This is a genomic window from [Mycobacterium] manitobense (assembly GCF_025821665.1).
GTDB lineage: Bacteria > Actinomycetota > Actinomycetes > Mycobacteriales > Mycobacteriaceae > Mycobacterium > Mycobacterium arseniciresistens.
Genome location: NZ_JACKSJ010000164.1, coordinates 21069 through 29038, shown reverse-complemented (window position 1 = coordinate 29038; position 7970 = coordinate 21069). Strand labels below are relative to the sequence as shown.

Sequence of the window (7970 nt, the reverse complement as noted above, 5' to 3'; positions counted from 1 at the left end):
GGCGGCGCCGCCGTCGCCGTCGGCGCCGGACGGGGCCCGGTCATCGGCCCCGCCGCCTTCATCGGCCACGTGATCACGAGGCCGCCCAGCACGAGGGCGCCGGCCAGCAGTGCGGTGACCCCGCCGCCGGCCACGCAGCGCCTGACGAACTGCTGCCGATGCGAGGGTGGCTTCCTGTGTCGTCCCCGAGTCCGGTACTGACCTGACGGGGGCGCCAACACAGCGGCCAAGATCGCTCCTGTCGTCCGGGGGTTTCAGACGACCTATTGTGCACACATTCCGGCTCGAGCGGAACCGGGATGAATTGTCACAGTGACGCTTTGGCGAGCCGACGTGGAGGTCAGGCGACTGTTCGGCGGCTCGTGTCCGGGCTCGAGTGGATGTCGATGATCCGCTGCTCGCCGCGTTGCAGGCCGCGCATCCGGACCGAGCGCCGGGCCGCGGCGTCGAGCAGCGCGCGCAACCCGGGGTGGCTCGCCATCAGTTCGGCGTGGGCCTGCTCGGCGGGGAAGTCGTCGTGCACCGCCTGGTCGAGCCGGGCCGCCAGCATCGTCATCCAGCGGTGCCGAAGCGACAGCAGCAGCCCCTGCTCGTCGCCGAAGAGGCGCGTCACCTCAATGGCACGGTCGTCGAGGTCGAGTGCCCCTTGCGGGTCGACGGTGGCCTGTTCGATGAGATCAGCCATGAAGGCCATGCGTTCGTGCAACTGTGACCATGTCATGTCTCGACGCTACGAACTGGTACGGGCGTACGCGTCGTGCTGCGGGTCGATCGTCTCTGCGACCGTGGTAGGACGACAGATGCCGACCACGGGATGATGTACGCGCGCGACCGACTCTTCTACGATGGCACGATGCCGCGTCAGGCTGAGCGCTACCTGCGGAGATGCCTCCGCCGCGGGGCCGAGATGATTCCGCTCGGTTACACGTGGCGATTCGTGATGGCCGTGGACGCCACGATGCTGGGCGTCGGCCTCGTGGCGGCGCTGCAGCGTCCGCTGTCCGATTTGCCGATCGCCGTCGTCGCGCTTGTCGTGTCGCTCACGCCGTGGTTGTGCTTCTTCACGTTCGGGCCCAAGCACGAGGGATTCGCGCTGTGCGTCGCATGGACGGCGGCCACCGGAATCTTTCTGTTCGCCACCTCGGGTCCGGTCGCCGACGACTTCGCGCCGCTGCTGCTGGGCCTGATGGTTGGTGTGGTGGGCGCATTGACGGCGATGACAGGCGGATTCCTGGCGGCGTCGGCAGCGGCGGTTCTGCTGCTGGTGGCGTCCGCGGCTGGTCGCGTCGACTCGCTGCCGCTGTACCTGAGTTTCGTCGGGATCGGTTGGCTGGTGGGGTATCTGATGAACGGTCAGAGCCAGCTGCTGATCCAGCAGCAGCAGGCACAGGCCCGGCTCGCCGAGATGGCCGCCGGTGAGGAACGCCGCCGCATCGCCCGCGAGGTGCACGACGTGATCGCCCATTCGCTGTCCATCACCCTGCTGCACGTCACCGGCGCCCGCCGCGGACTGCAGGAGGACCGTGACGTCGACGATGCCGTCGAGGCGCTCGAGCAGGCCGAGCAGCTCGGTCGCCAGGCGATGGCCGACATCCGCCGCACCGTCGGGCTGCTGGACACCGCCACGGTGAAGACGGCGCCCGAACCCGGTGTCGCCGACATCTGCGGCCTGGTCGACGATTTCGCCCGCGCCGGCGTGCAGGTGGATCTCGTCGTCGACGGCCCGCTGGACCGGGTGACCGCCGCCGTCGGCCTGGCGCTGTACCGGATCACCCAGGAGTCGCTGGCGAACGTCGCCAAACACGCCGCGGACGCCCGGTGTCATGTCGCGCTCACCATCACCGCCCACCACGCGCTGCTGACGGTCACCAACGACATCCCGGTCACCGTCGGCGCCGCGTGCCCGGGGGAGGGCCGCGGCATGCAGGGGATGCGCCAGCGCGTCGAACTGCTGGGTGGGCGGATCGATGCCGGACCGTCCGGAGGCGCCTGGTCGGTGCGGGCCGACATCCCACTGGCCGACGGGAACACCGGCCGGTCGCCGAGGCATTGCCCGCTGTGAGCCACGAGACGGCGGAGATCACCGCACTGCTGGTGGACGACCAGGAATTGGTGCGTTCGGGGTTGCGGCGGATCCTTCGTCGCAAGGACGGCATCGTGGTCGTGGCCGAATGCTCGGACGGCGACGAGGTGCTCGATGCGGTCGAGCAGCACCGGCCCGACGTCGTGGTGATGGATCTGCGGATGAAGCGGGTCGACGGCATCGAGGCCACCCGACTGCTCACCAGCGGCGGTGGGCCACCGGTGCTCGCCCTCACGACGTTCAACGACGACGACCTGCTCTCCGGTGTGTTACGCGCCGGCGCAGCGGGATTCGTGTTGAAAGACTCGTCGGCCGAGGAGCTGATCCACGCCGTACGCGCCGTTGCCCGGGGTGACAGCTATCTCGATCCGGCGGTGACCTCACGGGTGCTGAACGTGTATCGCGGTGCGGCGCAGTCGCCGCACGAACCGGTCGCCACCGACCTGACGTCCCGCGAACTCGATGTGTTGACGTTGATCGCCCGGGGACGGTCGAACGGCGAGATCGCCGACGAGCTGTTCATCTCCGGTGTGACGGTCAAGAGTCACATCGGCCGCATCTTCTTCAAGCTCGGTCTGCGCGACCGGGCGGCGGCGATCGTCTATGCCTACGACCACGGGATCGTTTCCCCGAACTGACCTCCTTTCGAAGTGCTTCCGGTAGGGCATTGGCATCGACTACTACAGCGCGTAGTATCCGATTCAGAGGGCAGGGGAGGCGCGCCATGCGGTGGAGTTTCGCTCAAGTCGGACTGCTGATCATCTGTGTGCTGCACCTGATCCAGGCGGTCATCGGGTTCATCGCCGAACCCAGCTTCGCCACCGGACCCGGCGCGCCGACCGTTCAGATCCTCGGGATGGACTACAACGGCTGGCACGCGCTCGCCGGCGTCGCGCTGTTCGGACCCGGGCTGGTGTTCGCGATGCGCAAGTCATGGTCGGTGCTGTACCTGCTCGTCGGCGCGGTGGCCGCTGGGCTGCCGGGGATCTGGGCGTTCTTCTCCCAGCAGGTCGCTTACGTCTTCACATTCCCGAACAACGTGACCGACGCGGTGATTCACGTGGTGACCGCCACGGTGATGATCGGGGTCGCCGCGGTGCAGATCGTGCTCGACGGCGGCATCAGGAAATCGCTGGCGGACCTGCGGGGCTGAGCGGTTGTCGTGAGTAGTCGACGGCCTGCGAGCCGCCTAAATCGAGTGCCGTACTACTCGCAGCCGCGATACGAATCGGCGAGACGATCGATTCCTGGGTGACACCACCCGGAAGCGAGGAAGGGAAGCGCCATGAACCAGATTTCGATCGTCTGCACCGTAGCCGTCGGCGCCGTGGCCATTCTTGCCGGCTCGGCTGTGGCGCAAGCCAACCCGGCGACACCCATGCCGGTCATCGAGTCGTCGGCAGAGCAACTGTGCAGCGCCATCAACGCCGATCCCACCGAAGACGGGGTGTTCGGAGGGATGGCCGACCTGGTCGACGGACGCCTCGACGAAATTGACGGGGCGTTGGTGTTGCTGACCGCTGTTCACCACGTCTGCCCACAGCACGAGGAGCTGATGATGAGCGTCATCGACCCGATGGCGGCTGAGGAGATCTGCGGCAAGCCGGCATAGGTGACGTCGGCGCTACGCTTCGTCGAGGAAGGTGGTGTCGTAGCGGCCGTAGAGCCCGGCCCACTGCGCCCGATCGGGCGGGCCGCCGGTGCGTTCGATGATCTCGGCGAGTTCGCGAAAATACTCGGCGAAGCGGGCCGGTGCGAACGTGCCAACGATGCGGCCCGGCCCATGCCCGGAGTTTCGGAAGGTGTGGGGCCGGCCACGCGGGACGTAGAGGAAAGCACCGGGTTCGGCGCTCACCTGCTCGGTGCCGAAGGCGAACTCAAAGGTGCCCTCAACGACGTAGAAGGTCTCGTCGTGGCCGTGATGGATGTGTTGAGGAGGGCCAGTGACACCAGGTTCGGAGAGGTACTCGTAAAACGTCAATGCGTCGCCGGTGTCGGTGCCGTCGATCTTGAGACGCATGGTGCTGTCGCCCAGAAACTTCAGGCGCTCACCGCCGTCGCGGTTCAGATGCAGGTACGACCCGACGTGCAGGTGATTGTCGATACTCATGGGTTGAGTATTCGAGCGGCAACCCGTGAGCACATCCCCGAACTCGGCCAATCTTGAGGCTAGCGGTTGGTCCCTGCGGTGATGACCGCGGCAAGCTGGATGCGGGTCACGCCGAGCTTGGCGTAAATCCGTTTCAGGTGAGATTCCACGGTGTGTCGCGACAGATGCAGGGTCTTTGCGATCGCAGGGTTGGCCATCCCCTGTGCGACGCATTCGGCGACCCGCAGCTCCGCGGGACTCAGCGATATCAGAGGATCGCCGACGACACCGGGGCGGCCTCGAAGCCTTTCCGCGTGGTGCGTTGTGCCAACGAGGAACCGCTCCACCTCTCGCAGGACGGCCGTCGTGTCGCCGACGTACGGCAGGTGATCGTCGCCGTCCACGACGATCAGGCGGGCGTCGGGGATTGTCGCCGCCAGGTGCTCGCCGTTGCAAGGGTGAACGAAGCGGTCACCCGCTCGATGCAACACCAGCGTGGGGGCTTCGACCAGGGGCAGCACTGACCTGGCATCGTTTTCGATGTTGGCGCGGAACAGTGCCAGGGCTGTGCCGGGGGAAGCCGCCATGCGCTCGAAGCGGGCCATTCCGGCCCTGGCTCGATCGGCCTGTCGATGCCTCCACAATGACGGAGCCAGGTGCTCCAGGGAATCACCTGCACCCCAGCGTGTTTGGATGACGTCCTCGAGCCAGTGAATTTTCTGCTCGGACTCGTAGCCGCACGGGAAATCAGGGCTGCCGGTGACCTTGCCGGCGTGGCTGGCGAACAGGACCAATTTCTCGACGCGGTCGGGGTGCCGCGCTGCGAAGATCGCAGCCATGGTTCCACCCTCTGAAAACCCGAACAGCGACGCGCGCTCGATACCAGCGGCGTCGACCACGGCGCGGATGTCGTCCATCCGTTCCTCCAGCGAAGGCGTGCCGATTATCCGGTCCGACATCCCGGTACCGCGCTTGTCGAAACGGACCAGCGTTGTGAACGACGCCAGCGTTTCGTAGAACAGCCGCGACAGCCCGTTTTCCAGTTCGAGCTCGAGATGCGATACCCAACCGGGAATGTAAACCAGGTTGGTGTGGCCGTCGCCCATCATTTGGAAGGCGACATGGACATCGCCGCTGAGCGCATACCGTGTCTCAGGCACCGGGACCTCGCAACTGGCTACGCACGGAGCAGCGTGCCGACGCCAGCCTAGCTGTGCGGAGGGGCATCGAGCGCGGATTGCGCCGAGGCTGCGGCATCGCGGTGCGTGCCAAATCTGGCCAGCAATGAGCAGATCGCGCGACTGCATCCGCCAGGCACTCGGACGCAGTCGATGGTCACCCCGGCAGTTGGCGCCTTGGAGCTTGCGCGACAGCAGGGGGATGGGTGGGTGTACCTCGACCCAGCGGGTCCTACGTGTGCGTTGGCCCCGGGTGAGGTCGACTTCGCGCTGCGCAATCCGCGCAATGGCCCGTTGAAGGACGCCCTCGTGAGATTCGCCGCCCGACAGGCAGAGCGCCGCAGCGAGGTGGACGTGCTGCGTGACGATGGGCCGCTGCTGCTGGCCGCTGATGATCGGAGTGTGCCGGGCAAGATCGGTGTCCGGTCGACGACCCTTGCCGATGGGTCTTCGGCGCTGTTGGGTTTCACCGGTGCGCCGGAGGTGGTCGCCTACAGCCCCTCCGATGCGGTAGCCGCGATGTCGGTTTCAGCGGTGTTACGCAAGATGCGGTCAGATGGATACGGCGGCTTGGTGATCGATCCGGCAGGGCCGTGGATCGCGCTGCCGCGCAGCGAGATCGATGGCGAGTTGCGTGCGTAGGGTATCGGTCGATCATCGTCGCCGTCCGCAACCGGGGGATTGCTCCGGTCAGGCCACCCGGCTCACATGTGTGGCCGACTCGCCGATCGTCGCCTCGTCGTCACCGATCATGATGCGCAGCAACGCCTTCTGTTCCCGGCAGCCGCGCTGCGCCGCCCGGTCGAGCCCGCCACGTCGGGTCAGCGCCGCCACGCTTCGCGTGAGGTTGACCGGCAACCTCATGGCCGGATACCAGGGCGGCACATACGCAGGCAGACCGAGCGACCGCATCGCCCGTGGGCCCAGGTAAGCGCTGGTCACCGACAGGTGCTGGGCGCGCGCCAGCCGACGGCGCAGCGACGCCAGCAAGGGATAGTTCCACCGCAGCGGGTCCTCGGCCATCGGCATCGCCAACTGCTTCGTCGACTCGTCGGGCTCCGAGAGCGCCGCCACGGTGTGGTACAGCACCCGGATGCCGTCGCGGAAGTCGCGCGGCAACCAGGCGTCGTCCACTCCGAGCAGCCACCCGACGTACCGAGTCAGGTGCGCGATGGCGTCATATTCTCTGGGCGACAACACAAGTCCCATCGCCAGTCCGCCCGCCGACGGCGCGATCAGCGCGCCGACCAGCGTCGCGGCCATGTCCGTCTGGTTGACCGGCAGGCCCCATTCGTCGCCCCGCCAGTCCGGCATCGCCGAGACGTGACGGCGCACGAACGCGTGGATCAGCCGCACCCGCAGCGTCGACCGGAAGCCGACCCCTTGCGGCGCCAGACCGCCCTCGACGAAGGTGTCCATCGCCCACTGCATGGTCTCGGCGAACCGCGTGTTCGAGCCCTTCTCCAGCGCGCCCGTCCGGATCAGCGTCTTGTTGAAGCCCGAGAACTGGTAGCCGCCGAGCAGCGACACATCACGCGCGATGTACATGCCGTCGGCCCCGCCGCGGCGCATCGCCCGCTGCCCGATGCGCAGCAGCTCCCAGTCGACCCACGCCGGCGCCGTCTCGACCTCGGTGAAGAACGCGCGCAGAGCTTCTGGCGCCTCGGGCACGCTGTCGATGCCCGACGTCAGCGCGCGGTCGAACAGTGGCCGCACCTGCTCCATCCCGGTGGCCGACATCCAGCCGACCAGGCGGTCCATCGGCTCGTCGCCGACGGTGAGGTGCTCGCCGAGCCTCTGCCAGCGCTCGGCCGATGGAGGCTCGACGCCCAGCAGGTTCGCGAACAGCCGGACGGCGGCCGGGACCGGACCGGGCGTCGACGGATGGCGGGCGGGCACGGAATGGTTCATCGCAACGCTCCTCGAGCACTTTTGATAACAGCCGTTGTCCAAAACTAGATCGCAGGTAGGGTCGTGTCAATGAAGCGCGCGGAGGTGGTGCGTGACTACGGCGGCGTGAGTGCGGACGACCGCCGCACCGAACGACGTCAGAAGCTGATCGCCGCCGCCCGCCAGATCTGGGGCACGTCTGGCGTCGCCGACGTGACGGTGCGCGGGGTGTGCAGCGCCGCGGGGCTGACCACGCGCTACTTCTACGAGCAATTCCCGAACCGGGACGCGATCGTGTTCGCGGTCGTCGACGAGGTGCGTGCCGAGCTGCTCGCGGCGTTGGTCGAGGCCGGGGTGGGCGATCCCGGCACACTTGCCGACAAGCTGACTTCGGCACTGACGGCGTTCCTGGAGATCATCGCCGCGGACCCGCGCGTCCATCGCATCGCGACCGGCGACGTCAGCGCCGTCCCGGGTCTTCCCGAACACCGTGCGGGAATCCTCGACCAGATCGTCTCCCTGATCGTCGAACTCGCCCCCGAGGTCCTCGGCGCCGAGAGACCGAGTGCGGACGCGTTGCGCCGAGGGGCGCTGTTCATGGTCGGCGGTGCCAACCACCTCATCGAGACGTGGCTCAGCGACCCGAAGGAGACGCCTGCCGAACTCGCGGCGATCGCCGCCGGACTGTGCGTCGCCGTCGTCGAAGGAATGCGAGCTGGTTGAGATGGGC

General features: G+C 67.4%; 10 protein-coding genes. 6 read left to right on the top strand and 4 right to left on the bottom strand.

Annotation, left to right across the window (positions count from 1 at the left end; genetic code table 11):
• Positions 1-340: 340 nt before the first annotated feature.
• Positions 341-721: a hypothetical protein gene (locus H7I41_RS20150; protein WP_264014388.1), complete on the bottom strand. Its 381-nt coding sequence runs from the start codon at positions 719-721 to the stop codon at positions 341-343.
• 132 nt (positions 722-853) lie between these two features.
• Between H7I41_RS20150 and H7I41_RS20145 the strand changes: the two genes are divergently transcribed.
• From H7I41_RS20145 to H7I41_RS20130, 4 genes are all read left to right on the top strand, one after another.
• Positions 854-2062, top strand: a complete 1209-nt coding sequence (locus tag H7I41_RS20145; RefSeq protein WP_264014387.1) for a sensor histidine kinase — start codon at positions 854-856, stop codon at positions 2060-2062.
• A complete protein-coding gene (locus tag H7I41_RS20140; RefSeq protein ID WP_264014386.1) occupies positions 2059-2721 on the top strand; it encodes a response regulator transcription factor in 663 nt (220 codons plus the stop codon). The genes H7I41_RS20145 and H7I41_RS20140 overlap by 4 nt, the downstream gene beginning before the upstream one ends.
• 86 nt (positions 2722-2807) lie before the next feature.
• Positions 2808-3236: a DUF4383 domain-containing protein gene (locus H7I41_RS20135; RefSeq protein WP_264014385.1), complete on the top strand. Its 429-nt coding sequence runs from the start codon at positions 2808-2810 to the stop codon at positions 3234-3236.
• A 132-nt stretch (positions 3237-3368) separates the two neighbouring features.
• Positions 3369-3695, top strand: coding sequence for a hypothetical protein (locus tag H7I41_RS20130; protein ID WP_264014384.1), 327 nt, complete (start codon positions 3369-3371; stop codon positions 3693-3695).
• Positions 3696-3707: 12 nt separating this feature from the next.
• Here H7I41_RS20130 and H7I41_RS20125 read toward each other — a convergent pair whose 3' ends face one another.
• Both H7I41_RS20125 and H7I41_RS20120 read right to left on the bottom strand, forming a co-directional pair.
• Entirely contained in the window at positions 3708-4193 is a 486-nt protein-coding gene (locus H7I41_RS20125; protein ID WP_264014383.1) for a cupin domain-containing protein, read from the bottom strand.
• A gap of 59 nt (positions 4194-4252) precedes the next feature.
• Positions 4253-5332, bottom strand: a complete 1080-nt coding sequence (locus H7I41_RS20120; RefSeq protein ID WP_264014382.1) for an alpha/beta fold hydrolase — start codon at positions 5330-5332, stop codon at positions 4253-4255.
• Positions 5333-5503: 171 nt separating this feature from the next.
• On the opposite strand from H7I41_RS20120, the gene H7I41_RS20115 reads away from it, so the two are divergent.
• Positions 5504-5992, top strand: a complete 489-nt coding sequence (locus tag H7I41_RS20115; RefSeq protein ID WP_264014381.1) for an SseB family protein — start codon at positions 5504-5506, stop codon at positions 5990-5992.
• Between the two features lie 48 nt (positions 5993-6040).
• Here the strand turns inward: H7I41_RS20115 and H7I41_RS20110 are convergent, their stop codons facing one another.
• Complete coding sequence (locus H7I41_RS20110; protein WP_264014380.1) at positions 6041-7261, bottom strand: oxygenase MpaB family protein; 1221 nt, start codon at positions 7259-7261, stop codon at positions 6041-6043.
• A gap of 69 nt (positions 7262-7330) precedes the next feature.
• On the opposite strand from H7I41_RS20110, the gene H7I41_RS20105 reads away from it, so the two are divergent.
• Positions 7331-7963: a TetR/AcrR family transcriptional regulator gene (locus H7I41_RS20105; RefSeq protein WP_264014379.1), complete on the top strand. Its 633-nt coding sequence runs from the start codon at positions 7331-7333 to the stop codon at positions 7961-7963.
• Positions 7964-7970: the final 7 nt, after the last annotated feature.

Bases quoted from the DNA above. Each gene is read 5' to 3' on its own strand.
- H7I41_RS20110 (WP_264014380.1), bottom strand. From the start codon at position 7,261: ATGAACCATTCCGTGCCCGCCCGCCATCCGTCGACGCCCGGTCCGGTC.
- H7I41_RS20135 (WP_264014385.1), top strand. From the start codon at position 2,808: ATGCGGTGGAGTTTCGCTCAAGTCGGACTGCTGATCATCTGTGTGCTG.
- H7I41_RS20145 (WP_264014387.1), top strand. From the start codon at position 854: ATGCCGCGTCAGGCTGAGCGCTACCTGCGGAGATGCCTCCGCCGCGGG.
- H7I41_RS20125 (WP_264014383.1), bottom strand. From the start codon at position 4,193: ATGAGTATCGACAATCACCTGCACGTCGGGTCGTACCTGCATCTGAAC.
- H7I41_RS20130 (WP_264014384.1), top strand. From the start codon at position 3,369: ATGAACCAGATTTCGATCGTCTGCACCGTAGCCGTCGGCGCCGTGGCC.
- H7I41_RS20115 (WP_264014381.1), top strand. From the start codon at position 5,504: ATGGTCACCCCGGCAGTTGGCGCCTTGGAGCTTGCGCGACAGCAGGGG.
- H7I41_RS20150 (WP_264014388.1), bottom strand. From the start codon at position 721: ATGACATGGTCACAGTTGCACGAACGCATGGCCTTCATGGCTGATCTC.
- H7I41_RS20105 (WP_264014379.1), top strand. From the start codon at position 7,331: ATGAAGCGCGCGGAGGTGGTGCGTGACTACGGCGGCGTGAGTGCGGAC.